Raw genomic sequence first — 23,864 nt, 5'->3', positions numbered from 1 at the left:
ACACGCCGCGTCAACCGCGGGCTTGACCGACTTATCCATCGCTCTTGGCAAAAGGCTTTTGCGAAGCGGGATGGATTGCCGGGTCAAGCTCGGCCATGACGATGAGATGTGTGAATCCAGTAGGGTCAGGCCCGGCAATGACGGCAGAGATGTGTGCATACGGCAGGATCAAGCCGGGCAATGACGAGAAGATATGATGAAAAAGCGTTGATTATCCCGCAAGCCGGCTTAGCCGCTTCAGCGCATCACCAGCCAGTGCGCGCGTCAGTTCCGCCGCCGGCATGCGGTGGCCGATCCCCACCGCCTGCCCGGCCCAGAGATTGGTGAAGTCGACCTTGCCGAGCTTTTCCGCTGCGACTTTCAAAGGGCCTAGCGCGGTCGCGGCATGCGGAAATGCCGGGGCATCCACGGAGATGGGCCCGATCTCACGCATCAGCCGGTTGACGACCCCGCGAGCCGGACGCCCGGTCATCACATTGGTGATGACGGTGGACTCGTCGCGGGCGGCAGCCAGTTCGGCGCGATGCGGCGGGACGATCCTGGATTCCGGACAATGCAGATAGGCGGTGCCGATCTGAACGCCGGCTGCGCCCAGCGCAAACGCCGCGGCGATGCCGCGCCCGTCTGCGATACCGCCGGCGGCGATCACCGGGACCTTCACTGCGTCCACCATCTGGGGGACCAGCGCGAAGGTGCCAGGCTGCTGCGCAATGTTCTCCGTCAGGAACGTGCCGCGATGGCCACCCGCCTCCGCGCCCTGTGCGATGATGGCATCGGCGCCATGCTGCTCAAGCCAGGTCGCTTCGCGCACGATGGTTGCGGAGGCGATCACGATGCAGCCTGCCGCCTTGATCCGCTTCAGCAGCGCGGGCTCCGGCAGCCCGAAGTGAAAGCTGACCACCTCGGGTTTCAGCTCTTCCACCAGTTCGCACATGGCGGCACCGAACGGCGCACGATTGGGCAGGTTGACCGGTGCTGCGGGATTGATCCCGAGCTCATTATAGTAAGCCGCCAGCCGCTGTTTCCAGCCGGCTTCACGCCGCGGATCGGCATTTACGGGCGTGTGGCAGAAGAAATTCATGTTGACGGGCGCGGACACCCGCTGGCGGATGATATCGATCTGCTCACGCGTCTTTTCCGCCGACAGCATCGCACACGGCAGCGCGCCGAGCGCGCCTCCTTGCGCTGCTGCGATCACCAGATCGGCGTCCATCACGCCGGCCATTGGCGCCTGCACAATCGGAAATTCTGTTTTGAACAGGTCAAGAATTCTGCGGTCGGGCCACATGGTCAGCTCACTTGATGATGAGGGATTGGCTCCGGTCGTTGACCGGTGCGTGATCTGGAATAGCATGGATTCTGCATCGCATCGAATTTCGACCCGGGTCGCCTGAAGCACGCGCGGTCAGACGTAGCGCGAGGCTGCTCGCCGCCAGCGCCAGCGCCGCAAGCACGCCGGGCAGCAGCAGCCCGCCGCCGGAGAGGCCGACCATCGAGGATCCGGCGATCTGCCCGGACGCAAACGCCGCTGTGTAGACGGCGATCACCCGCGCCGGCCGCGCGCCGCCGAGCCGCCGCGCTTCCTGGATTCCGGCCATGGTAATGACCATGAACGTACCGCCGACACACAAGGCGGCGAACACCAGCGTGGCAAGATTGACCGCGAAAAGCGGCGCCACCACGCCCAGTGCCAGCACCCATTGTCCATGAGCCCACAGGCGCCGCGACGAAAGCCCCGGCAGGCGCGCGGCCAACACCGTGGAGACCGCGGCGGCAGCGCCGAATACCGGCCAAACCCATCCGAACACCGCCGGATCCCCGGTCACCTCCCGCGCCAGCGCCGGCAGAAACGTGGCGGGAATAATGTATCCGTAACCGAACGCGCCATAGCACAGCGCAGCGATCCACGCCTGCCAGGTCAGCGGCGCAGCTTGCGAGCCCGCCATCGCGGTCGTCTGCACGTCCTCTTTCGCGAGCTGCCGCCACAGCGCGAGAGCCAAGAACGCGGCGATCGCGCCGAGACTGATCCACGTCGGCCGCGAACCCAAGGCTGTCACGCCGGCGACAAGACCGACCAGGCCGGCAAGGCAGATGCCGGCGCCGACCCCGGCAAAGACCTGCCCCGACCGTGACGCTTGATGCCGCCGCGCCAGAATGGGCATCGCCCAGGCCGATACGCCGACCAGCACGAACGCGCTGGCCGCGCCGGCAAGAAAACGCAGCGCGAGCCAGGGCCCCAATTCGCCCGTCAGTCCCATGCCCGCGGTGAACAACGCGATCGAAACCATCCCCCATTGAACGGCGTGCGCCGGCGCCGGGGGCGAAGAAACGCAGATCAGAGCCCCGACCAGATAACCTGCATAGTTCGCGGTGGCGAGCCAGCTGCCCTGCACCAGGCTCACGCCGGCGTCCTGCTGCATCAGCGGCAACAACGGCGTGAAAGCGAAGCGGCCGATACCCATCGCCACCGCCAGAGCGATAAGGCCGGTCCACCGGACCGCACCGGCGCCCGATGGTTCGGCAACGGTTACCGACGCTACGGCGGCAACCCTGACCGGCGCTTCGGTTGAAACGCCGGCCTGGAAACCACTGCAAGGCAATCCTGACATTCGACGCACCCGGCGGCTTGCATTCCGTTGCAGCAGGCATAGGCTGGATTTTGCTTCTTGAATAATGAATAATAACGAACGAGTTGTTCTCTATTTTAGCAACGCTGCGGCCCGGTTCTGGAAAGCTGAACATGAACTTCACCGATCTGCAGGTGTTCAAGGCCGTCGTGGAAGAAGGCGGCATCGTCAAAGCCGCTCACAAACTGCACCGCGTACCCTCCAACATCAGCACGCGCGTCAAGCAGCTTGAAACCGCGGTGGGCGTTCCTCTATTCCACCGCGACCGCCAGCGGCTTCATCTGTCGCCGAGCGGGGAACTGCTGCTCGGCTATGCCGAGCGCTTGATCGGCCTCTCGGAAGAAGCGCGCCATGCGGTTTCCGGCGCGGCGCCGCGGGGTTTGCTGAAGCTCGGCGCGTTGGAGAGCACGGCCGCAAGCCGCCTGTCGGGCATCCTTGCCGACTTTCATCGGCGTTATCCCGACGTGCACCTCGAACTCAGCACCGGCACCAACGACATGCTGGTGAGCGCGGTGGCCGAACGGCGGCTCGATGCCGCCTTTATCGCCGAGCTTCCGTCGGCGCGCGGGCTCGCCCATCTTCCCGCGTTCCGCGAAAGCCTCGTGCTGATCTCATGCCCGGACCACCCGCCCATCACCAGCCCTGGCGATGCCGAAGGACAAAGCCTCATCGCATTCCCTCACGGCTGCGCTTATCGCCGCGTGCTGCAGCGCTGGTTGAAGCGCGAAAGTCTGGCGACGTTGCGCGTTCTGGAACTCAGTTCGTATCACGCCATCGTCGCCTGCGTCGCCGCCGGCGCCGGGATTGCCCTGATGCCCGAGGCGGTGCTCGATGCCATGCCGCAGGCGCTCGTGCGCCGCAACCGCATTCCGCGCGCCCAGAGCGAGATGGTCACGCCGCTGATCTGGCGCGAAGGTGAAGTCTCGCCGCCGGTGCTGGCATTGCGCACCCTGATGGCGCTGGTCGCGAAAGGCTTGGCGCGTAAACGCGAGGGACGGCGCATGAAGACGGGCAGATAGGAATACGCCGACCCTCCGCTATGCGCGCGTTCGCCGCCTGACGCTCCAGCGCCGGAATGCGACGCCGGCCCAGATCGCTTCGACCAGGCCGAACGGCCACGCGCCCTGCAAAAAACCATAGACCGACCCCAGCGCGCAGGCCGCCGCAAAGCCGAGGATGAACCAGTGACCGCGATCCTCCAGTGCATAGAACGCAAGCATCGCGGTGACGGCGAACAATCCGAATAAGGTAAGCCAGTCCATTACCGGCCCTGCTCGCTTTGCATCGATTACGGGCCACGTGGTATGCGGTGCCATGCCCGCATTTATCTTACCCCTGATCGAGGCGGCGGCGCAGTGGCCGCGACGCGGCGCGCTGGTCGGGCTCGATCTCGGCACCAAGACCATCGGCGTTGCGGTGTCCGACCCTGATCGCAGGCTGGCGACCGGCGTGGAAACCGTCGCGCGCAAGAACTTTACCGCCGATGCCGCGCGGCTGCTCGCCCTTGCCGGGGAACGCAGCGCCGCCGGCTTTGTGCTGGGCCTGCCCATCAACATGGACGGCGGCGAAGGCCCGCGCGCGCAATCGACCCGGGCTTTCGCCCGCAACCTGTCGCGGTTGACCGATCTGACCATCGCGTTATGGGACGAGCGGCTCTCCACCGTTGCCGTGGAGCGCGAATTGATCGGTTTGGACATGAGCCGCGCCCGGCGCGCAAAAGTGATCGACGAGCACGCGGCGATTTTCATCCTGCAGGGCGCGCTGGACCGGCTGGCGGCGCTGGGGTAGCCGGCATTTCCGGCGGAAGCGAAGCAATCCAAACCGCAAAAGTCTGGATTGCTTCATCGAGCGCTCCCCGCAATGGCGATTTACGGCCCGGCCAGCCAGATACTTTGCAGCGTCGCAGCCAGATTGTTGATGCCGTGCAGCACGACGGTCAGCCAGGTCGAGCCGGAGCGATAGCGCAGATAACCAAGCAACAGCCCGATAGAGAACACTTCGCCGAGAAAGAACAGATCGTACTGCAGATGCATCGCGGTCCACACCAGCGACGACAGCACGATGGCGCCGGCCGGATGTAGAAACGATTGGGACCAGCCGCGATACAGGAATCCGCGCACGAAAAATTCTTCCGTCGCCGGTGCCACCGCGCAAAACGCGAGCGCCAGCAGCCACAGCGCGCCATCGGCACGCGCCGACTTCAGCACGTCGACCATAAAGCCCGGCGCGATCTCGCGTCCTACCGCCCGCGACAGCAGGTCCCAGCCGGCGATCAGCACAATCAGCCCGGCGATACCGGCCAGAAGATTGCTCCACGAGGTCCAGCGAAGCGCCAGATATTCGGCAAACGGCGCGCGCGCCACGCGCGTCGCCAGCCATAGCGCCGCGAGAACCGCTGGCAATCCCATGATGACCGACATGGAAATCGCGACACCGCTGCTTAGCACGGTCCTGACCAGGTCGAGATCGGCTGAGGCTCCCCGGCTCAGGACAAAGTATCCCACCACCAGCATTTGTCCGGCGAACATCGCGGCGAAGATCACCAGCCCCCACAGGCTGGTGCCGACGAATTTCCAGACCCGGGGCTGACGTAATGCGGGAACCGAGGTTTCAGAAATCCGCATCGAATGATCCTGGCTGATGCTCGTCATGGTCGGGCTTATTCCGGCCATCCACGCCTTATTGTGCGGCAAATTTATTAAAGACGTGGATGCCTGCGACAAGCGCGGCATGACGGCGCTCGGACAGACCGGGGGATAACTCGCAAGGCCCCTATTCGCCCTTGCCCCGCATGACATCCCCCCCTATAGCTCTCGTTTTAATGACCCCTGCATCGAAATCGACCTTTGTCCTCGGTCACCGGCATCTGCTGGGAATCGAGGGCCTTTCCGCCGCTGACATTACCGGCCTGCTCGACCTTTCCGAAGAGTATGTCGAGCTCAATCGCCAGGTCGACAAGAAGCGCACCTCCCTGCGCGGCCGCACTCAGGTCAACCTGTTCTTCGAGGCCTCGACCCGTACCCAGTCCTCGTTCGAAATCGCGGGAAAAAGGCTCGGCGCCGATGTCATGAACATGTCGGTGTCTTCTTCCTCGATGCGCAAGGGCGAAACCTTGATGGATACGGCGGTGACGCTCAACGCCATGCATCCGGACATCCTGGTGGTGCGGCATCACGCATCCGGCGCCGTCGAATTGCTGGCGCGCAAGGTCGACGGCTCCGTAATCAACGCCGGCGACGGCGCCCATGAACATCCGACCCAGGCGCTGCTCGATGCGCTGACCATCCGCCGCAACAAAGGCCGGCTCGAGGGTCTGGTGATTGCGATCTGCGGTGACGTGATGCATTCGCGGGTGGCGCGCTCCAACATCGTGCTGCTCAACACCATGGGCGCGCGGGTCCGCGTGGTCGCTCCCTCGACACTGCTGCCGCGCGGCATCGAGCGGATGGGCGTCGAGGTTGCGCGCGACATGCGCGAGGGTTTGAACGGTGCCGATATCGTGATGATGCTGCGGCTGCAGCGCGAGCGGATGAACGGCTCATTCGTGCCCTCGAGCCAGGAATACTTCCATTATTTCGGCCTCGACCAGAAGAAGCTGGCCTACGCCAAGCCCGACGCGCTGGTGATGCATCCGGGACCGATGAACCGCGGCGTCGAGATCGACTCCATCGTCGCTGACGGCGCCCAGTCGCTGATCCGCGAACAGGTGGAAATGGGCGTGGCGGTGCGGATGGCGGTGCTGGAAGCGCTGGCGAGGAATCTGCCGAATGCGTAGCGCGACGGGATCAGCGTCATTGCCGGGCTTGACCCGGCAATCGATCCGCTTCGGAAGATTGGTGCGAAGAGGATGGATGCGCGGGTCAAGCCCGCGCATGACGGGATTGGCGTCGGCCGCATCTCCGTTATTCCGGGGCTGGCCGCAGGCCAGAACCCGGAATCCAGAGATACATGCGCTTCTCTCCTCTGGATTCCAGGTTCGCTGCGCTGCGCTCGCACCCTGGAATGACGGCGAAAGGTCGTGTCGATGCTGACTGACCGCCGTCCGATCCTGCTCGCCAACGCCCGCGTGATCGATCCGTCGCGCGATCTCGACATCGTCGGCGACGTGCTGATCGCCGATGGCGTGATCCGCGATTCGAGGCGTGGCATCGGTGCGGCCGGCGTGCCGGAGGGCACCGATATCATCAATTGCGCCGGCCGGGTCGTCGCTCCCGGGCTGATCGACATGCGCGCATTCGTCGGCGAGCCCGGCGCCGGCCACCGCGAGACTTTTGCCTCGGCAAGCCAGGCGGCGGCGGCAGGCGGCATCACCACCATCATCTGCCAGCCCGATACCAAGCCGGTGATCGACAACTCCGCGACGGTGGATTTCATTCTGCGCCGGGCTCGCGACACCGCGATCGTCAACATCCATCCGATGGCGGCGCTGACCAAGGGCATGGCGGGCGCCGAGATGACCGAAATCGGCCTTCTGAAGGCGGCCGGCGCGGTAGCCTTTACCGACGGTGACCGCAGCGTGACCAATGCGCAGGTGATGCGGCGGGCGCTGACCTATGCGCGCGATTTCGACGCGCTGATCGTGCACCATACCGAGGACCCGGATCTGGTCGGCGAAGGCGTCATGAACGAGGGCGAGTTCGCCGCGCGCCTGGGGCTGGTCGGGATCCCGAATGCTGCCGAAGCGGTCATGCTGGAGCGCGACGTCCGTCTCGCCGCGCTCAGCGGTGGACGTTATCACGCCGCGTCGCTGACCTGCATCGAATCGCTGGAAATTCTCAGGCGCGCGCGCGAGGCGGGGATTGCCGTCTCGGCATCGGTCTCGATCAATCACCTGACCCTGAATGAAAACGATATCGGCCCCTACCGAACTTTCCTGAAAGTGTCGCCGCCTCTGCGCACCGAAGACGATCGCCTGGCACTGGTTGCCGCGGTAGCCTCCGGACTGATCGACGTGGTGATGTCCGATCACAATCCGCAGGATGTCGAGACTAAGCGGCTGCCGTTCGCCGAAGCCGCCGCCGGCGCGATCGGGTTGGAAACCATGCTGCCCGCGGGCCTGCGCCTGATCCACGGCGGCAAAATGGATTTCAGGACCCTGATCCGCGCGATGTCGACACGACCAGCCGAACTGCTGGGCCTGCCCGGCGGTTCGTTGCGCGTGGGATCGCCGGCGGACGTGATCGTGATCGATCCCGACACGCCCTGGGTGCTTGATCCCGCTGACCTCAAATCGCAATGCAAGAATACGCCGTTCGACGAGTCGCGGTTCTCGGGCCGCGTCGCGCGCACCATCGTCGGCGGACGCACCGTCTATGAACATGTGTGAGGTTCCATGACCGGCACTTACATCCTGGCGCTGGTGATCGGCTACCTGCTGGGATCAATTCCATTCGGATTGATCCTCACCAGATTTGCCGGCACGCAGGATTTGCGCTCGATAGGCTCCGGCAATATCGGCGCTACCAATGTGCTGCGCACCGGCCGCAAGGGCCTCGCTGCAGCGACGCTGCTCTGCGACATGCTGAAAGGCACCGCCGCGGTGGTGATCGCGGGCACTTTCGGCGGCCCTGAGGCCGCGATGCTGGCGGCGCTGGCGGCGTTCCTCGGCCACCTGTTTCCGGTGTGGCTGAATTTCAAGGGCGGCAAGGGCGTCGCAGTTTACATCGGCGTGCTGATCGGATTGTTCTGGCCTGCAGCAGTGGTATTTTGCGTGCTGTGGCTCGCCACCGCCGCCACCACGCGCTACTCGTCGCTCTCGGCATTTATCGCAAGCTTCGTGACACCGATCTTCTTATGGTGGTTCGGCCACCCTGCGCTGGCCTCGCTGTTCGCGGTGCTGACCCTGCTGCTGTTCTACGTCCACCGCGACAACATCAGGCGGTTGCAGGCCGGAACCGAAGGGCAGATCGGGGAAAAGTCGTAGGGCGGACTGGCGTTCGCAAATCCGTCCCTACAACCGCGCCAGCGCCTTTTCAACGAAGCGCGCACCGGCCAGCGCGCCGGCGTCGTCGCCAAATCGGGCGATCACCTGCACGCCCACCGGCAATCCGCCGTCGGCGACATGAGCGGGAACGTTGACGCAGGGAACGCCCATCAGGGTCCAGAGCCGGTTGAAACGCGGATCGCCGGTCGAGGCCAGTCCCTTCGGCGCGGCGCCCGGCGCCGAAAAGGTGAGTAATATGTCGACGTCCTCGAATATGCCGGCCAATGCGGCTCTGCCCTGGCCCGCGACGCGGAGCGCCGCATCGTATTCGGCAGCCATGATGCCCTTGCTTTCGTCGAGCCGTCCCCGCAACAGCGGCGGCATCGCGTCGTAATTGGCGCGATATTCCCAGGCGAACGCCTGATGCGCTTCAAAATCCTGCACGACAGGATGAATGCGCCATGCTTTCGCGACCACCTCGGGCAGTTGAATGGCACGAGCGGACGCGCCGGCTTGTTCCACGGCACGGATCGCAACCCGCACCGCCTCCGCACCATCCGTTTCCGGAGCGCCGGCAAAATCCTGCGTTACGACGCCGATACGCGGCGTCCGCGGCGCGGCGCCCGGCAAAAGTTCAGGCCGGTTGGTCATCGCCGACAGTCCATGCGCCAGATCTTCAACGCCGGCCGCGAACAGCCCGACCGTATCCAGCGTCCACGAAAAACATTTCACGCCGACCGTCGGCAGCAGCCGGTACGTAGGCTTGATGGCGGCGACGCCGCAGAACGAGGCCGGCCGGATCACGGAGCCGCCGGTCTGCGTGCCCAGCGTCAGCGGAACCATTCCGGCCGCCACAACCGCCGCCGAACCTGACGACGAGCCGCCCGGCGTATGATCGTGGTTGCGTGGATTGAGCGTCGCAGTCGGATCGTTGGCCGCGAATGCCGTCGTCGTGGTCTTGCCGACCACCGTAGCTCCGGCCGCCTTGAGCATCGTCACGACAGCCGCATCCGCGCGCGGCCGCCAGCCCCTGTAGATCGGCGAACCCATTTCAGTGGGCAAATCCGCCGTATCCATGATGTCCTTGATACCAACCGCGATGCCACGCAGCGGACCCGCATCCTGCGCGCGTACGTTTTCCGCGCGGCAGACGAAAGCGCCGATGGTTTTTTCCTGCGCATCAATCGCGTCCAGCGATTGGACTATCGCCGCCTCGGCGGAGAGATCGCCGGAGCGAATACGGCGCTGGAGTTCGGCGAGCGACAGCATCGGCATGATTCCTGAGACAGCCGACCACTTTTACGGATCGCGCCGGGATCGGGCAAGCGCATCGGTCGATGCAACCGCCGGTAAGTTGCTCGTCGTGCCGCCGTGTTTGATGCTGGGTCCCGGGCAGGCGGCATGAACAACACTCAGAACTCGACCCATCTCACCGACGAGCAGCGGATCGACTGGCTGCGGCTGATACGGTCCGACAATGTCGGGCCGCGGACGTTTCGGTCGCTGATAAACCATTTCGGCAGCGCGCGGGCAGCACTTGACGGCCTGCCCGACCTGGCGCGGCGCGGCGGCGCCGCGCGTCGCTACCGCATCTTCGGCAAGGACGATGCGGAAGCCGAAATCGCCGCCGGCAAAAACATCGGCGTCAGCCTGGTCGCACCTACCGAACCCGGTTATCCGTCGCGGCTGGCGCTGATCGATGACTCCCCGCCCCTGCTCGGCGTGCGCGGCGCGCTCGATGTGCTGGCCCGGCCGATGATCGCCGTCGTCGGATCGCGTAACGCCTCCGGCGCCGGGCTCAAATTCGCAAGCAGGCTGTCGCGCGACGTAAGTGACGCCGGATTTGTCATCGCCTCCGGCCTCGCGCGCGGCATCGACCAGGCGGCGCATCGCGCCAGCCTCGAGGGCGGCACGGTGGCGGTGCTGGCCGGCGGCCATGACCGTGTCTATCCATCGGAACACGAAGATCTGCTGAAAACCATTCTGCGGTCGGGTGCCGCGATTTCCGAAATGCCGCTTGGTCACGTACCGCGCGCGCGGGATTTTCCGCGGCGCAACCGGCTGATCTCGGGCATGGCACTCGGCGTGGTCGTGGTCGAGGCCGCGCATCGTTCCGGCTCGCTGATCACCGCGCGTATCGCCGCCGAACAGGGCCGCGAGGTGTTCGCCGTGCCCGGCTCGCCGCTCGATCCGCGCGCCGCCGGCACCAACGACCTCATCAAGCAGGGCGCGATCCTGACGACGGAGGCATCGGACGTCATCAATGCGGTCGCGCCGATCATGGAGCGGCCGGTGGAATTGCCGACGCGGGAGCCGGAGGAAGCGCCGCCCGAAGCCGCCGAACCCGATGCCGGCGACCGCTCGCGGATTGTCGGCCTGCTTGGGCCTAGTCCGGTCGGCCTGGACGACCTGATCCGGATCGCGGGGACATCGCCGGCCGTGGTGCGCACCGTGCTGCTCGAGCTTGAACTGGCCGGACGACTCGAGCGCCATGGCGGCGGGTTGGTGTCGCTGGTCTAACGCCGTCATTTGCGGTCGGCGTCATCTGGCGCATTGGCCAATTATCACCCGATACAGATCGGCGATCCGCCGGCAACACGGTAGTCAGGCTTTCGGCCTTCGCTTGCCGCGACGGCGGACATCCCTGGCCTCCATCAGCGCCATGTCGAGCAGGAAACCGAGCATGTCCAGTCTATGCCGGCGCGCCAGACGCGCCAGATCGGTCACCCCGTCCGCAATATGGCTTGCGGCCTCTTCCGGGCCACCATCGCGCGGCGGCTGCGGCGCCGAAGGCTTCCGCGCTGAGGGCTTGGACGCCGAAGACTTGGACGCCGACGATTTGGACGCCGAAGATTTGGACGTCGAAGATTTGGGGACAGAGAGCTTGGACGCCGACGGTTTGGACGTCCGCGGAGAGTTCTTTCGGCCTGACATCCGCAGTCTTCCTTTTGCCGAGGGGGACGCGATCCAAAATTGCGTAATCGTTATAACCACCCGCTATGAGAGCGCAACTGCGGGCATGTTTTGCACAACTTAGCAGCGAAAATATCGCGCGTCCTCGCCCCCTGTTCAACGCCTGGCGATTTGACTTAAAGCGCCGGGGCCACCATGTTCGCCTCGAAACGGCCGGTGCGAATCCCGCATGAGCGGCCCTTTATCTCCCTGTAAGCCACTGGAATTACATGAATATCGTTATTGTCGAGTCGCCTGCCAAAGCCAAGACGATCAACAAGTATCTGGGCGGTTCCTACGAGGTTCTGGCATCGTTCGGCCATGTCCGCGACCTTCCGGCAAAGAACGGGTCGGTCGATCCGGAGGCCAATTTCCAGATGATCTGGGAGATCGATCCCAAGGCAGCCGGCCGGCTCAATGACATCGCCCGCGCCATGAAGGGGGCCGACAGGTTGATCCTCGCAACCGACCCCGACCGTGAAGGCGAGGCGATTTCGTGGCACGTGCTGGAGGTGCTGAAAGAGAAGCGCGCGATCAAGGATCATAAGATTGAGCGCGTGGTATTCAACGCCATCACCAAGCAGGCGGTGACGGAGGCGATGAAGAACCCGCGCCAGATCGATGGTGCGCTGGTCGACGCCTACATGGCGCGCCGCGCGCTGGATTATCTGGTGGGTTTTACCCTGTCTCCGGTGCTGTGGCGAAAACTTCCGGGCGCGCGGTCGGCGGGCCGCGTGCAGTCGGTTGCCTTGAGACTGGTCTGCGATCGCGAGCTTGAAATCGAAAAGTTCGTTCCGCGCGAATACTGGTCGCTGGTCGCCACGCTGACCACGCCGCGCGGCGACGCCTTCGAGGCGCGGCTGGTCGGCGCCGACGGCAAGAAGATCCAGCGCCTCGATATCGGCACCGGCGCCGAGGCGGAAGATTTCAAAAAGGCCATCGAAGCCGCGAACTTCACGGTCTCCACCGTCGAAGCAAAACCGGCGCGGCGCAATCCGCAGGCGCCGTTCACCACGTCGACGCTGCAGCAGGAGGCCAGCCGCAAGCTCGGCTTCGCGCCGGCGCATACGATGCGGATCGCGCAACGACTGTATGAAGGTATCGATATCGGCGGCGAGACCGCCGGTCTTATCACCTATATGCGAACCGATGGCGTACAGATCGATAATTCGGCGATCATCCAGGCGCGCAAGGTGATCGGCGAAGATTACGGCAACGCGTATGTGCCCGATACGCCGCGCCAGTATCAGACCAAAGCCAAGAACGCGCAGGAGGCGCATGAAGCGATCCGCCCCACCGACCTGTCGCGCCGCCCCGCCGAAATGCGCCGTCGCCTCGATAACGATCAGGCGCGGCTCTACGAGCTGATCTGGATCCGCACCATCGCGAGCCAGATGGAATCCGCCGAGCTGGAACGCACCACCGTCGACATCGCCGCCCGGGCCGGATCGCGCCTCCTGGAACTGCGCGCCACTGGCCAGGTGATAAAATTCGACGGTTTTCTCGCGCTTTATCAGGAAGGCCGCGACGACGACGGCGACGACGAGGATAGCCGCCGGCTTCCCGCCATGAGCGAAGGTGAAGTCCTGAAACGGCAGGATCTCGCGGTCACCCAGCATTTCACCGAACCGCCGCCGCGCTTTTCCGAAGCCTCGCTGGTCAAGCGCATGGAAGAGCTCGGCATCGGCCGGCCCTCGACCTACGCCTCGATTCTGCAGGTGCTGAAAGATCGCGGCTATGTGCGGCTCGACAAAAAACGCCTGCATGGCGAGGACAAGGGCCGCGTCGTGATCGCGTTCCTGGAAAATTTTTTCGCGCGCTATGTGGAATACGACTTTACCGCCAATCTCGAAGAACAGCTCGACCGCATCTCCAACAACGAGATCTCCTGGCAGCAGGTCTTGCGGGATTTCTGGACCGATTTCATCGGCGCCGTCGATGAAATCAAGGATTTGCGCGTAGCGCAGGTGCTGGACGCGCTCGACGACATGCTGGGGCCGCACATCTATGCGCCGCGCGAGGACGGCGGTGATCCCAGGCAGTGCCCGAGTTGTGGCACCGGCAAGCTCAATCTCAAGGCCGGCAAGTTCGGCGCCTTTGTCGGCTGCTCCAATTATCCGGAATGCCGGTATACCCGTCCGCTTGCCGCCGATGGCGAAGCTACCGGCGACCGCATCCTCGGCAAGGACCCGGAAACGAACCTCGATGTCGCGGTCAAGGCGGGACGTTTCGGTCCCTACATCCAGTTGGGCGAGCCCAAGGATTACGGCGAGGGCGAGAAGCCGAAGCGCGCGGGCATTCCGAAAGGGTCGTCGCCCGCCGACATGGAGCTGGAACTGGCGCTGCAACTGCTGTCGCTGCCGCGCGAAGTCGGCAAGCACCCCGAGGACGGCGAACCGATCAAGGCCGGCATCGGCCGCTTCGGGCCGTATGTGCAGCATGGCAAAACCTATGCGAGCCTGGAAGCCGGCGACGAGGTGTTCACCATCGGTCTCAATCGCGCGGTGACGCTGATTGCCGAGCGGATTCTGAAAGGGCCGAGCACGCGTCGTTTCGGCGCCGATCCCGGCAGGCCGCTAGGCGACCATCCGACCCTGGGCGGCGTTGCGGTCAAGGGTGGACGCTACGGCGCTTACGTCACCGCGGGCGGTGTCAACGCCACCATACCAAGCGACAAGACCCAGGAGACCATCACGCTCGAGGAGGCCGTCGCGCTATTGGACGAACGCGTTGCCAAGGGCGGCGGCAAGCCGAAGCGCGGCGCGAAGAAGCCGCCGGCGAAGAAGGCTGCGGCCAAAGCCGGCACCGATCCAAAACCCTCCAAACCCGCCAAGAAAGCCGCGGCAAAAAAGGCCAAGCCGAAGTCGGACGCTGCCAGCAAGGCGCGCGCGCCGGTGACCGCGAGCGCGAAAACGTCGCCCACCAAACCCGCAACGCCGGCCGTCCAGAAGACTCCCGGCAAGGCGAGCGGATAAAACTTGACCAAAGCGCGCAAGCCGAACTTTCCGAGCCGGGATGCCATCGTCGCATTCATCCGCGCGCATCCGGGAAAGCTCGGCACGCGGGAGATCGCACGGGAATTCAGACTGAAGAACGCAGACCGCGTCGAACTCAAGCGAATTCTGCGCGAACTCGCGGATGAAGGCACTATCGCCAAACAAGGCAGAAAAATACGCGAGCCTGCCGCGCTGCCGCCGACCGTGATGGCTGACATCACCGGGCGCGACAGCGACGGCGAATTGATCGCCACCCCCACCGAATGGGACGAGGAGCAGAGCGGCGCGGCGCCGAAAATCCGCATCCATGTCCCGCGCCGCCCGCAACCCGGCACCGCGGCCGGGGTCGGCGACCGCGCGCTGCTGCGGGTCGACAAGCCCGATGCCGAGGGCGCCTATAGCGGCCGCGTCATCAAGGTAATCGATCATGCCAAGACCCGGGTGCTCGGGATCTTTCGCCGGCTTGCCGACGGCGGCGGACGGCTGGTGCCGGTGGACAAGAAACAGGCCGGCCGCGAACTGAATATCGCCAGGGCCGATTCTGGCGGCGCCGAGGACGGCGATCTCGTCAGCGTCGAACTGGTGCGTTCGCGGGCATTCGGGCTCGCGTCGGGCAAAGTAAAGGAGCGGCTCGGATCGCTGGCGAGCGAAAAAGCCGTCAGCCTGATCGCGATCCATGCCCACGAGATACCGCAGGCGTTTTCACCGGCAGCGTTGCGCGAAGCCGAACAGGCAAAACCCGCAACGCCGGCGGGACGCGAGGACTGGCGCGACGTGCCGCTGGTCACCATCGATCCGCCGGACGCGAAAGACCACGACGACGCGGTGCACGCCGAGCCCGATCCGGATCCGAACAACAAGGGCGGATACATCCTCAACGTCGCCATCGCCGACGTGGCGTTCTATGTGCGGCCCGGTTCCGCGCTGGACCGCGACGCGCTGACGCGCGGCAATTCGGTCTATTTCCCGGACCGCGTGGTGCCGATGCTCCCCGAGCGCATCTCCAACGACCTGTGCTCGCTGGTGCCTGGCGAGCCGCGCGGCGCGCTGGCGGTGCGCATGGTGATCGGCGCCGACGGCCGCAAGCGCTCGCACTCGTTTCATCGCATCCTGATGCGCTCGGCGGCGAAACTGAGCTACGCGCAGGCGCAGGCTGCCATCGACGGCCGGCCCGACGACACCACAGGGCCCCTGCTCGACCCGATCCTGAAACCGCTCTATGCCGCTTATGCCTGCGTAAGGCGCGCGCGCGACGAACGCAGCCCGCTCGATCTCGATCTGCCGGAGCGGAAAATTCTGCTGAAACCGGACGGCACGGTCGACCGCGTGATCGTCCCGGAGCGGCTCGATGCACACAGGCTGATCGAAGAGTTCATGATCCTTGCCAATGTCGCGGCGGCCGAAATGCTTGAAAAGAAGGCGCTGCCGCTTATCTATCGGGTGCACGATGAACCGACGCTGGAGAAGGTTCACAACCTGCAGGAATTTCTGAAAACCCTGGACTTGCCGTTCGCCAAGAGCGGCGCGTTGCGCCCTTCTTTGTTCAATCGCGTGCTGGCGCAGGTCAAGGGCCACGATTCCGAACCGCTGGTGAACGAAGTGGTGTTGCGCTCGCAGGCCCAGGCCGAATATTCCGCCGAGAATTACGGCCATTTCGGCTTGAACCTGAGGCGCTATGCGCATTTCACCTCGCCGATCCGGCGCTACGCCGATCTCGTCGTGCATCGCGCGTTGATTCGCGGCCTTGGGCTTGGCGAAGGCGCGTTGCCGGAAACCGCAACCGTGGAATCCTTGGGCGAAGTCGCCGCGCAAATTTCCGTCACCGAACGCCGCGCCATGAAGGCCGAGCGCGAAACCGCCGACCGCCTGATCGCACATTTTCTGGCCGACCGTATTGGCGCAACCTTTCAGGGCCGGATTTCCGGCGTCACCCGCGCTGGATTGTTCGTAAAACTCACCGATACCGGCGCCGACGGGCTGATCCCGATCCGCACGCTCGGCACCGAATATTTCACTTACGACGAGACGCGCCATGCGCTGGTCGGCTCCCGCAGCGGGGCCATGCATCGGCTGGGGGACGTGGTCGACGTGCGTCTGGTGGAAGCGGCTCCCGTGGCGGGCGCGTTGCGGTTTGAACTGCTGTCGGAAGGACGCGTGGCGGCGCGTGGACGAAGGCGAGAGCAACCGCGTGGCAACGCCGGCGTTCCACGCGAGGCACAAGCGAAAGACCGGCCGGGACGCAACCCGCGCAAGAAAGTCCGTGCGCCGGGCAGGAGCAGGCCCGTCAAGTCGAAAAGAGGCAAGTCTTTTTAAGGAAAAGTCATGGAAAACGTGAGCGAGCCTACCAAAGTCTGGACTCGGGATTTCGCGGCCGCAGAAAAACGCGATGTATGGACTGCGCTGAAACGCGGGCTTCGCGGGCGCTGCCCGCGCTGCGGCACGGGAAAACTGTTTGGTGCGTTTTTGAAGGTGGGCGATCACTGCTCGGCGTGCGGACTGGATTATACCCCGCATCGCGCCGACGACCTGCCGGCGTACCTCGTGATCGTCATCGTCGGCCACATCGTGGTGCCGATGATCCTGTGGATCGAGACCGATTATTCACCCTCGGTGCCGTTGCAGCTGGCGATCTATCTGCCGCTGACGCTGATCATGTCGCTGGCCTTGCTGCAGCCGGTGAAGGGGGCGGTGGTCGGCGTACAGTGGGCGTTGCGCATGCATGGATTTGACGAGAAGAATCCTGAACCGTAGCTAACCGTCATTCCGGGGCGCGCGGAGCGTGAGCCCGGAATCCATGACCACGATTGGTGATTATGGATTCCGGGCCTGCGCCAAGAGGCGAATCCCGGAATGACGAAAGGAAAATGTGGGGCGTATAAATGAACGAAGCGGCAGTCGTCAAAGCAGAGAAAGAAGCCGATCACCACCCCTATCGCCGGCCGGTGGATGCCGCGACGCTGATCCTGATCGATCGCAGCGGCACAATTCCAAAAGTTTTGGTCGGCAAGCGCCACGACAAGGTGGTGTTCATGCCGGGCAAGTTCGTGTTTCCGGGCGGGCGTGTCGATGCGCTGGACAACCGCGTTCCGGTCGCCGCGCCGATCTCGAAAGAACTCGAAGCCAATCTCATGAAGGGCAGTCCCAAGACGCCGCCATCGCGCGCGCGTTCGCTGGCGATTGCCGCGATCCGCGAGGCCTGCGAGGAAACCGGGCTTTGCCTCGGCCGCAAGAGCGACGGCGCCGCGCCAAAACTCGACGGCGTGTGGAAGCCGTTTTCCGACGCCGGGCTGCTGCCGGATCCATCGGGCCTGTTCCTGATCGCACGCGCGATCACACCGCCCGGCCGGGTGCGGCGGTTCGATACCCGGTTTTTCACGGCGGATGCGTCGGCTATCACCCATCATGTACAGGGCGTTGTTCACGCCGCTGCCGAGTTGGTGGAACTGGTCTGGGTCGAGATCGGTTCCAAGCCGCTGGCCGATCTGCACCCCATGACCAAGAATGTCCTGAACGAACTGGAGAAACGTCTTGCCACCGGGCCGCTCAGCCACGAGGCCCCGGTGCCGTTTTTCCATTTCTACGGCGGCAGGATGCAGCGGGATGTGCTGGGCGGTAGTCCCTAATGCCGGCATCCGGGGCGCGCTGAAGCGCGAGCCCGCAATCCATAACCACCATCGGAGTGTATGGATTCCGGGCCTGCGCCAAGAGGCGCATTCCGGAATGGCGAAGTTGAGGATGAGGCAATGCCAAGACGTCAACTAAAACTCGGCGCATTCATGCGGCCGGTCAGTATTCATACCGGCGCTTGGCGCTATCCCGGCGCATGGCCGGATGCCAATTTCAATTTCGCGCATCTCAGGCGCCTGATCCAAAAGCTTGAGGCCGGAAAATTCGACGCGTTTTTCATGGCCGACCATCTGGCCGTACTGAATATGCCGATCTCGGCGCTGAAGCGCAGCCACACCGTGACCTCGTTCGAGCCGTTCACGCTGCTGTCCGCATTGGCCGGCGCCACCGAACACATCGGGCTGATTGCCACCGGCTCGACCACCTTCGACGAGCCCTATCACGTCGCGCGCCGTTTTGCCTCGCTCGACCACATCAGCAGTGGGCGTGCCGGTTGGAACATCGTCACCACGTCCAATCCGGATGCGGCGCTGAATTTCGGGCTTGAAGACCACATGGAACACGCCGAGCGCTACAAGCGCGCGCGCGAGTTCTATGACGTGGTCACCGGCTTGTGGGACTCGTTTGCCGACGACGCTTTCGTGCGCGATGTCGGACAGGGTCTCTATTTCGACCCGGCCAAAATGCATGTGCTGAACCACAAGGGAAGGTATTTCTCGGTACGCGGCCCGCTCAACATCGCCCGCCCGGTGCAGGGCTGGCCGGTGATCGTGCAGGCCGGCGCTTCCGAAGCCGGCAGGCAGCTCGCGGCGGAAACGGCCGAAGCCGTGTTTACCGGCGGCGGTCCCCTCGCCGACGGGCAAAAGCTCTATGCCGACATCAAGGGCCGCATGGACAAGCTCGGCCGCAACCGCGACCACATGAAGATCCTGCCGGGTGCCTTTGTCGTGGTCGGCGACAGCGTCGAGGAAGCAAAGGAGAAGCGCGCGAAGCTCGACAGCCTGGTGCATTACGACAGCGCCATCGCCTCGCTGTCGGTTCAGCTCGGCACCGATGCATCAGGCTTCGATCCCGACGGGCAGCTGCCGCCGGTTCCCGAAACCAACGCCAGCAGGAGCGGCCGGCAGCGCCTGGTCGATGCCGCCGCGCGCAACAAGCTCACCGTGCGCCAGCTTGCCGAGCGTGCCGGCGGCTATGGCGGCCTGTCGTTTGTCGGCACGCCGCAAACCGTCGCCGACCAGATGGAAGAATGGCTGGTCACCGAGGCCTGCGACGGATTCAACATCATGTTCCCGTATCTGCCCGCCGGGCTCGACGACTTCGTCGACCGCGTGGTGCCTGAACTGCAGAAGCGCGGGATTTTTCGGCTCGACTATGAAGGCAGGACATTGCGGGAGAATCTCGGCCTGCCACGGCCGGAAAACCGGTTTTTTGCGACCTGATGGCTTGAATCGCGCGGTTGATCGCCGCAAAACCTTGACTTTGGGGCACTCGAAGCTAGGTTGCGCCCAAATGCTGGCCAGCTTGTCTGGCACGCCGACCATTCCAGACATGAGAGGTTTTAAGCATGGCCAAAGCGGTCACGATCAAGGTCAAGCTCGTCTCCACCGCGGATACCGGCTTCTATTACGTTGCCAAGAAGAACTCCCGCACCATGACCGACAAGCTGGTCAAGAAGAAGTACGACCCGGTCGCGCGCAAGCATGTCGAGTTCAAGGAATCCAAGATCAAGTAAGCTTTGAGGGATTTGAGCGGGGCCTTCGGATCCCGTTTTGCTGGTGCGCGGCTCCGGCCACTACGTCGTCCCCGCGCAGGCCGGACCCTTGCGCCGTGTCGCTGATGATGTGGATGGCGTTAGCGTCCTTGTCGGGCTGCCGTGCCTGACGGCATGCGCCAGGTCATGGGTCTCCGCCTGCGCGGGGACGGTGGAACGGCAGTACGCATTATGCCGCGGTCGCCACGACCCGGTTGCGGCCATCGTGCTTGGCGCGGTAGAGCGCAATGTCGGCGCGCTTGAGCACGTCGGCGACGGCCTCGCCCTTGCGCTCCAGGGTCGACAGCCCGATCGAGATCGTGACCTCGATGCGCTTGGCCCCCTTCTGAATCGCGAACGGTTCGCCCGCGATCGAGCGCCGCAGCCGCTCCGCCACCAGGCCGGCGACGTGCAGGTCGGTTTCCGGCATCACGATCACGAATTCCTCGCCGCCGTAGCGACAGGCGAGATCGATGCCGCGGATCGACTTGCGCACCCGCACCGCGAACTCACGCAATACGTCGTCGCCGGCGTCATGGCCGTAACTGTCGTTGATCGACTTGAAAAAATCGATGTCGAGAATCATCAGCGCCAAAGGCTTGCCGCGCGCCGAGGCCTGCTCGGCCAGCGTTCCGAGATGGCTTTCCATGTAGCGGCGGTTATGCAGCCCGGTCAGCCCGTCGGTAATGGCGGCCTCGATCGAGTTCTGCACATTGTCGCGCAGGTGATCGGTATAGCGGCGGCGCCGGATTTGCGTGCGCGCGCGAGCCAGCAATTCATTCTTGTCGACCGGGCGCAGCAAATAGTCGTTGACGCCGATCTCGAGCCCGCGCAGCAGCCGGGTGTTGTTGTCGGCATCGGCAATGGCCAGGATCGGCACCTGCCGCGTACGCTCCAGCGAGCGCGCCTGGCTGCACAGCCGCAAGCCGTCGAAATTCTCAAGACCGAGCGAGACGATCAGCAGGTCGTAATTGCCCTCGGCAGCGTGAAACAGCGCTTCCGCCGGATCGGATTCGACGTCCACGGTGTGCTCGGCCGACAGCACCGGGGCCAGCCGCTCGTACGACGACGGCCGGTCATCGACCAGGAGGATGCGCCCGCCCTTGCCGGCATCGGCGACCGCGCTGCGCTCGGGCGCCTCCACGCCGATTTCAAGCGAGGTGATGGCGCGCATGCGCAGTTCGTCGGTCATCATCTTGAGCCGGGTCAGCGAACGGACGCGTGCGATCAGCACCACATCCGATACCGGCTTGGTGAGGAAATCGTCGGCGCCGGCCTCCAGCCCACGTACGCGGTCGGCCGGACTGTCCAGCGCGGTCACCATCACCACCGGAATGAAGTGCGTCGATGGACTGGATTTCAGCCGACGGCACACTTCAAAACCGTCCATGTCCGGCATCATCACGTCGAGCAGGATGATGTCGCATTCGGCGCGGGCGCAGATTGCCAGCGCCTCGGCGCCATTGGCCGCCGTCAGCACGTCGAAATACTCCGCCGACAGCCGCGCTTCCAGCAGCTTCACATTGGCGGGAATATCATCGACGACCAGCACACGCGCGGACATCAGAATTCTCCTAACCGATAAAACGACGAACCGTTTCAATGAATTTGCCGACCGAGATCGGCTTGGACAGATACGCCTCGCAGCCGCCTTCGCGGATGCGCTCTTCGTCGCCCTTCATCGCGAACGCAGTTACCGCGACCACGGGAATGGAGCGCAGTTCCGGATCGTCCTTGATCCAGCGCGTCACCTCCAGCCCCGACACCTGCGGGAGCTGGATATCCATCAGGATCAGATCGGGACGAAGCTTGCGGACCAGATCGAGCGCCTCGAAGCCGTTGCTGGTGCCCGAGGTCTGGTAGCCATGAGCCTCCAGAAGATCGCGAAAGAGCTTCATGTTGAGCTCATTGTCTTCCACGATCAGGACGGTTTTTGCCATCCGCCCCTCCCATCAACAATGTTGCGGCCGCCCAATGCAGCCGCGCCATCGACGCCGTGCAACGGCGAATTCAAATTAGCGCCAGATTCGCTCTAACCTGTTAAGCCCGAGTGCGATCTTTCTGCAAAGTGGTTTGCACTTGCTTGAGCACATTCCGACAGACTCGGGCATGATAGTTACAAACTAGAGGCCATAAGTTACGGAAAGGCAAACAGCAGGGATGACAAAGCGTGTGCATAACCCCCGCGAAGTCGCTGAAATCGTGGCGATTCAAGCGCTTTCCTTTGTCGCCGGCGAGCCCGGGCGCCTGGGCGCTTTTCTGGCCGAAAGCGGCATCGGGCCGGAAACGCTGCGCTCGGCCGCGGCCGATCCGCAATTTCTCGTAAGCGTGCTGGATTTCGTACTGCGCGACGACCGGATGGTGAAGGGGTTCGCCGATGCCGCGCAGCTTCACCCCACCAACGTCGCCGCCGCGCGCCAGGCGCTGGGCGAAACTTGGGAGCGTGATGTTCCGTGACGGCGAGCGTGCTGGACACCGAAGGGCCGCGGTGCTTCTGCCGCGATTGCCTCACTGACCACGACCTCGCGGCCAGGCGCTGCGGCGCCTGCGGCTCACCGCGGCTGGTGCGTCACCATGCCCTACCCGCGCTGACGCTGGCCCACATCGATTGCGACGCGTTCTATGCCGCCGTCGAAAAGCGCGACGATCCCCGCCTTGCCGACAAGCCCGTCATCATCGGCGGGGGCAAGCGCGGCGTCGTGGCGGCGGCCTGCTATATCTCGCGCACCTACGGCGTCCGCTCGGCGATGCCGATGTTCAAGGCGCTGGCGCTGTGCCCGCACGCGGCCGTAATCCGGCCGGACATGGCGAAATATGTCAGGGTCGGGCGCCAGGTGCGCCAAGCCATGCAGGCGCTGACGCCGCTGGTCGAGCCGCTTTCAATTGACGAGGCGTTTCTCGACCTCGGCGGAACCCAGCGCGTCCACGGCATGATCCCGGCAAAGGTGCTGGCGCGCTTTGCAAAGCAGGTCGAGCGCGACATCGGAATTACGGTGTCGGTCGGACTGTCCTGCAACAAATTCCTCGCCAAGATCGCCTCCGATCTCGACAAGCCGCGCGGTTTTGCCGCCCTCGATCAGGAGGAAGCCCGCGCTCTGCTCGCCGACAAGCCGGTCGGCTTCATCTTCGGCGTCGGCCCGGCAACCCAGGAAAGGCTGTCGCAGCACGGTTTTCGCACCATCGGCGACCTGCAACGCGCCGATGAAATCGATCTGATGAAGCAGTTTTCGGTCGAGGGCCGGAGATTATGGCGGCTGGCGCGGGGCGTCGACGACCGCAGCGTCATGCCCGATCGCGGCGCCAAGACGATTTCGAGCGAAACCACGTTCGAGACCGACATCCGCGATTTCGCAACGCTGGAAAAGACGCTGTGGCGGCTGTCGGAAAAGGTGTCGGCGCGGCTCAAAAGCGGCGATCTTGCGGGATCGACCATCACCCTCAAATTGAAGACTGCCGATTTCAGGCAGCGCACCCGCTCCCAAACCATGCACTCGCCGACCCAGCTTGCCGGCAAGATTTTCGCCACCTCGCGCCAGATGCTGGCGAAGGAGATCGACGGCACCGCATTCCGGCTGATGGGGACAGGTGTAAGCGCGCTCAGGCCGGGCTCGGTGGCCGACGACACCGACATGCTCGACCGCCGCTCGGCGCATGCCGAACGCGCAATGGACGATCTGCGCAGGAAGTTCGGCAGCGCCGCGGTGATCCGGGGCATTGCCTATGACGGGCCGGAGAAGGCGGGGTAAAGAGCGAGCAATCTATCATTCGTCATGCCCGGCCCAGGGCCGGGCATCCACGTCCTGCGTCCTGGAACGTGTAACGACGTGGATGGCCGGGACAGGCCCCTGCTGGATTCACACATCTCGTCATACGCGGGTTTGACACGCGTATCCATCCATCTTCGGAACAGTCGTTCCGAAGGCGATGGAAACGCCGGGTCAAGCCCTACTGGATGCACACATCTCGCCGTCATGCCCGGCCTTGTG

23 protein-coding genes are annotated in these 23,864 nt (G+C 64.2%); 15 read left to right on the top strand and 8 right to left on the bottom strand.

Going from position 1 to position 23,864, the window contains the following annotated elements; genetic code table 11:
• Positions 1-184, top strand: a 184-nt coding sequence (locus ACFE72_RS21915; RefSeq protein WP_375415227.1) for a hypothetical protein, incomplete at its 5' end; no start/stop codon positions are given.
• A 27-nt stretch (positions 185-211) separates the two neighbouring features.
• Here the strand turns inward: ACFE72_RS21915 and ACFE72_RS21910 are convergent.
• Together ACFE72_RS21910 and ACFE72_RS21905 are read right to left on the bottom strand one after the other, a co-directional pair.
• The gene (locus tag ACFE72_RS21910; protein ID WP_375415226.1) at positions 212-1,288 is read right to left on the bottom strand and encodes an NAD(P)H-dependent flavin oxidoreductase; all 1,077 of its coding nucleotides are present in this window, start codon (positions 1,286-1,288) and stop codon (positions 212-214) included.
• Between the two features lie 7 nt (positions 1,289-1,295).
• Entirely contained in the window at positions 1,296-2,609 is a 1,314-nt protein-coding gene (locus ACFE72_RS21905) for a YbfB/YjiJ family MFS transporter (RefSeq protein ID WP_375415225.1), read from the bottom strand.
• Positions 2,610-2,740: 131 nt separating this feature from the next.
• Between ACFE72_RS21905 and ACFE72_RS21900 the strand changes: the two genes are divergently transcribed.
• A complete protein-coding gene (locus ACFE72_RS21900; protein WP_375415224.1) occupies positions 2,741-3,646 on the top strand; it encodes a LysR substrate-binding domain-containing protein in 906 nt (301 codons plus the stop codon).
• 18 nt (positions 3,647-3,664) lie between these two features.
• Here the strand turns inward: ACFE72_RS21900 and ACFE72_RS21895 are convergent, their stop codons facing one another.
• Positions 3,665-3,889 carry a hypothetical protein gene (locus ACFE72_RS21895; RefSeq protein ID WP_375415223.1) on the bottom strand — a complete coding sequence of 75 codons (225 nt, stop codon included), beginning with the start codon at positions 3,887-3,889 and terminating at the stop codon, positions 3,665-3,667.
• A 52-nt stretch (positions 3,890-3,941) separates the two neighbouring features.
• Between ACFE72_RS21895 and ruvX the strand changes: the two genes are divergently transcribed.
• Positions 3,942-4,415, top strand: a complete 474-nt coding sequence (ruvX, locus tag ACFE72_RS21890) for a Holliday junction resolvase RuvX (protein ID WP_375415222.1) — start codon at positions 3,942-3,944, stop codon at positions 4,413-4,415.
• An 80-nt stretch (positions 4,416-4,495) separates the two neighbouring features.
• Here the strand turns inward: ruvX and ACFE72_RS21885 are convergent, their stop codons facing one another.
• A complete protein-coding gene (locus tag ACFE72_RS21885; RefSeq protein WP_375415221.1) occupies positions 4,496-5,251 on the bottom strand; it encodes a lysostaphin resistance A-like protein in 756 nt (251 codons plus the stop codon).
• Between the two features lie 197 nt (positions 5,252-5,448).
• Here ACFE72_RS21885 and ACFE72_RS21880 point away from each other — a divergent pair, with 197 nt between their 5' ends.
• From ACFE72_RS21880 to plsY, 3 genes are all read left to right on the top strand, one after another.
• On the top strand, positions 5,449-6,402 hold the full coding sequence (locus ACFE72_RS21880) for an aspartate carbamoyltransferase catalytic subunit (RefSeq protein ID WP_375415220.1): 954 nt from the start codon (positions 5,449-5,451) through the stop codon (positions 6,400-6,402).
• 249 nt (positions 6,403-6,651) lie between these two features.
• Positions 6,652-7,953: a dihydroorotase gene (locus ACFE72_RS21875; RefSeq protein ID WP_375415219.1), complete on the top strand. Its 1,302-nt coding sequence runs from the start codon at positions 6,652-6,654 to the stop codon at positions 7,951-7,953.
• A 6-nt stretch (positions 7,954-7,959) separates the two neighbouring features.
• Positions 7,960-8,550, top strand: coding sequence for a glycerol-3-phosphate 1-O-acyltransferase PlsY (plsY, locus tag ACFE72_RS21870; RefSeq protein ID WP_375415218.1), 591 nt, complete (start codon positions 7,960-7,962; stop codon positions 8,548-8,550).
• Between the two features lie 27 nt (positions 8,551-8,577).
• On the opposite strand, the gene ACFE72_RS21865 is transcribed toward plsY, so the two are convergent.
• Entirely contained in the window at positions 8,578-9,819 is a 1,242-nt protein-coding gene (locus ACFE72_RS21865; RefSeq protein ID WP_375415217.1) for an amidase, read from the bottom strand.
• A 132-nt stretch (positions 9,820-9,951) separates the two neighbouring features.
• Between ACFE72_RS21865 and dprA the strand changes: the two genes are divergently transcribed.
• Positions 9,952-11,070, top strand: a complete 1,119-nt coding sequence (gene dprA / locus ACFE72_RS21860; RefSeq protein ID WP_375415216.1) for a DNA-processing protein DprA — start codon at positions 9,952-9,954, stop codon at positions 11,068-11,070.
• An 84-nt stretch (positions 11,071-11,154) separates the two neighbouring features.
• Here the strand turns inward: dprA and ACFE72_RS21855 are convergent, their stop codons facing one another.
• Complete coding sequence (locus tag ACFE72_RS21855) at positions 11,155-11,277, bottom strand: hypothetical protein (RefSeq protein ID WP_375415215.1); 123 nt, start codon at positions 11,275-11,277, stop codon at positions 11,155-11,157.
• A gap of 455 nt (positions 11,278-11,732) precedes the next feature.
• Here ACFE72_RS21855 and topA point away from each other — a divergent pair, with 455 nt between their 5' ends.
• From topA to rpmG, 6 genes are all read left to right on the top strand, one after another.
• Positions 11,733-14,477 (top strand): type I DNA topoisomerase, encoded by a 2,745-nt coding sequence (topA, locus tag ACFE72_RS21850; protein ID WP_375415214.1) that lies wholly within the window; start codon positions 11,733-11,735, stop codon positions 14,475-14,477.
• Positions 14,478-14,480: 3 nt separating this feature from the next.
• Positions 14,481-16,811 carry a ribonuclease R gene (gene rnr, locus ACFE72_RS21845; RefSeq protein WP_375415213.1) on the top strand — a complete coding sequence of 777 codons (2,331 nt, stop codon included), beginning with the start codon at positions 14,481-14,483 and terminating at the stop codon, positions 16,809-16,811.
• Between the two features lie 9 nt (positions 16,812-16,820).
• Complete coding sequence (locus tag ACFE72_RS21840; protein WP_375415212.1) at positions 16,821-17,249, top strand: DUF983 domain-containing protein; 429 nt, start codon at positions 16,821-16,823, stop codon at positions 17,247-17,249.
• 128 nt (positions 17,250-17,377) lie between these two features.
• Positions 17,378-18,121, top strand: coding sequence for an NUDIX hydrolase (locus tag ACFE72_RS21835; protein ID WP_375415211.1), 744 nt, complete (start codon positions 17,378-17,380; stop codon positions 18,119-18,121).
• Positions 18,122-18,241: 120 nt separating this feature from the next.
• Complete coding sequence (locus ACFE72_RS21830; RefSeq protein ID WP_375415210.1) at positions 18,242-19,567, top strand: LLM class flavin-dependent oxidoreductase; 1,326 nt, start codon at positions 18,242-18,244, stop codon at positions 19,565-19,567.
• Between the two features lie 125 nt (positions 19,568-19,692).
• Positions 19,693-19,860, top strand: a complete 168-nt coding sequence (gene rpmG, locus ACFE72_RS21825; protein ID WP_027537094.1) for a 50S ribosomal protein L33 — start codon at positions 19,693-19,695, stop codon at positions 19,858-19,860.
• Positions 19,861-20,068: 208 nt separating this feature from the next.
• Here rpmG and ACFE72_RS21820 read toward each other — a convergent pair whose 3' ends face one another.
• Together ACFE72_RS21820 and ACFE72_RS21815 are read right to left on the bottom strand one after the other, a co-directional pair.
• Positions 20,069-21,442 carry a PleD family two-component system response regulator gene (locus tag ACFE72_RS21820; protein WP_375415209.1) on the bottom strand — a complete coding sequence of 458 codons (1,374 nt, stop codon included), beginning with the start codon at positions 21,440-21,442 and terminating at the stop codon, positions 20,069-20,071.
• A gap of 10 nt (positions 21,443-21,452) precedes the next feature.
• Positions 21,453-21,818 carry a response regulator gene (locus ACFE72_RS21815; RefSeq protein ID WP_215606327.1) on the bottom strand — a complete coding sequence of 122 codons (366 nt, stop codon included), beginning with the start codon at positions 21,816-21,818 and terminating at the stop codon, positions 21,453-21,455.
• 220 nt (positions 21,819-22,038) lie between these two features.
• Between ACFE72_RS21815 and ACFE72_RS21810 the strand changes: the two genes are divergently transcribed.
• Together ACFE72_RS21810 and ACFE72_RS21805 are read left to right on the top strand one after the other, a co-directional pair.
• Positions 22,039-22,335: a DUF3572 domain-containing protein gene (locus ACFE72_RS21810; RefSeq protein WP_375415208.1), complete on the top strand. Its 297-nt coding sequence runs from the start codon at positions 22,039-22,041 to the stop codon at positions 22,333-22,335.
• Positions 22,332-23,624, top strand: coding sequence for a DNA polymerase IV (locus ACFE72_RS21805; protein ID WP_375415207.1), 1,293 nt, complete (start codon positions 22,332-22,334; stop codon positions 23,622-23,624). Before ACFE72_RS21810 ends, ACFE72_RS21805 begins: the two co-directional genes overlap by 4 nt.
• Positions 23,625-23,864 lie beyond the last annotated feature (240 nt).

The sequence above is a fragment of the uncultured Bradyrhizobium sp. genome (genome assembly GCF_964252615.1).
Classification (GTDB): Bacteria; Pseudomonadota; Alphaproteobacteria; order Rhizobiales; family Xanthobacteraceae; genus Bradyrhizobium.
The sequence above is the reverse complement of the archived record's forward strand: the minus strand, read 5'-3'. Positions and strand labels throughout refer to the sequence as shown.

Bases quoted from the DNA above. Each gene is read 5' to 3' on its own strand.
- ACFE72_RS21815 (WP_215606327.1), bottom strand. From the start codon at position 21,818: ATGGCAAAAACCGTCCTGATCGTGGAAGACAATGAGCTCAACATGAAG.
- dprA (WP_375415216.1), top strand. From the start codon at position 9,952: ATGAACAACACTCAGAACTCGACCCATCTCACCGACGAGCAGCGGATC.
- ACFE72_RS21910 (WP_375415226.1), bottom strand. From the start codon at position 1,288: ATGTGGCCCGACCGCAGAATTCTTGACCTGTTCAAAACAGAATTTCCG.
- ACFE72_RS21905 (WP_375415225.1), bottom strand. From the start codon at position 2,609: ATGTCAGGATTGCCTTGCAGTGGTTTCCAGGCCGGCGTTTCAACCGAA.
- ACFE72_RS21840 (WP_375415212.1), top strand. From the start codon at position 16,821: ATGGAAAACGTGAGCGAGCCTACCAAAGTCTGGACTCGGGATTTCGCG.
- ACFE72_RS21875 (WP_375415219.1), top strand. From the start codon at position 6,652: ATGCTGACTGACCGCCGTCCGATCCTGCTCGCCAACGCCCGCGTGATC.
- ACFE72_RS21835 (WP_375415211.1), top strand. From the start codon at position 17,378: ATGAACGAAGCGGCAGTCGTCAAAGCAGAGAAAGAAGCCGATCACCAC.
- ACFE72_RS21880 (WP_375415220.1), top strand. From the start codon at position 5,449: ATGACCCCTGCATCGAAATCGACCTTTGTCCTCGGTCACCGGCATCTG.
- ACFE72_RS21900 (WP_375415224.1), top strand. From the start codon at position 2,741: ATGAACTTCACCGATCTGCAGGTGTTCAAGGCCGTCGTGGAAGAAGGC.
- rpmG (WP_027537094.1), top strand. From the start codon at position 19,693: ATGGCCAAAGCGGTCACGATCAAGGTCAAGCTCGTCTCCACCGCGGAT.
- ACFE72_RS21865 (WP_375415217.1), bottom strand. From the start codon at position 9,819: ATGCTGTCGCTCGCCGAACTCCAGCGCCGTATTCGCTCCGGCGATCTC.
- ACFE72_RS21885 (WP_375415221.1), bottom strand. From the start codon at position 5,251: ATGCGGATTTCTGAAACCTCGGTTCCCGCATTACGTCAGCCCCGGGTC.
- ACFE72_RS21810 (WP_375415208.1), top strand. From the start codon at position 22,039: ATGACAAAGCGTGTGCATAACCCCCGCGAAGTCGCTGAAATCGTGGCG.
- ACFE72_RS21820 (WP_375415209.1), bottom strand. From the start codon at position 21,442: ATGTCCGCGCGTGTGCTGGTCGTCGATGATATTCCCGCCAATGTGAAG.
- topA (WP_375415214.1), top strand. From the start codon at position 11,733: ATGAATATCGTTATTGTCGAGTCGCCTGCCAAAGCCAAGACGATCAAC.
- ACFE72_RS21895 (WP_375415223.1), bottom strand. From the start codon at position 3,889: ATGGACTGGCTTACCTTATTCGGATTGTTCGCCGTCACCGCGATGCTT.
- plsY (WP_375415218.1), top strand. From the start codon at position 7,960: ATGACCGGCACTTACATCCTGGCGCTGGTGATCGGCTACCTGCTGGGA.
- ruvX (WP_375415222.1), top strand. From the start codon at position 3,942: ATGCCCGCATTTATCTTACCCCTGATCGAGGCGGCGGCGCAGTGGCCG.
- ACFE72_RS21830 (WP_375415210.1), top strand. From the start codon at position 18,242: ATGCCAAGACGTCAACTAAAACTCGGCGCATTCATGCGGCCGGTCAGT.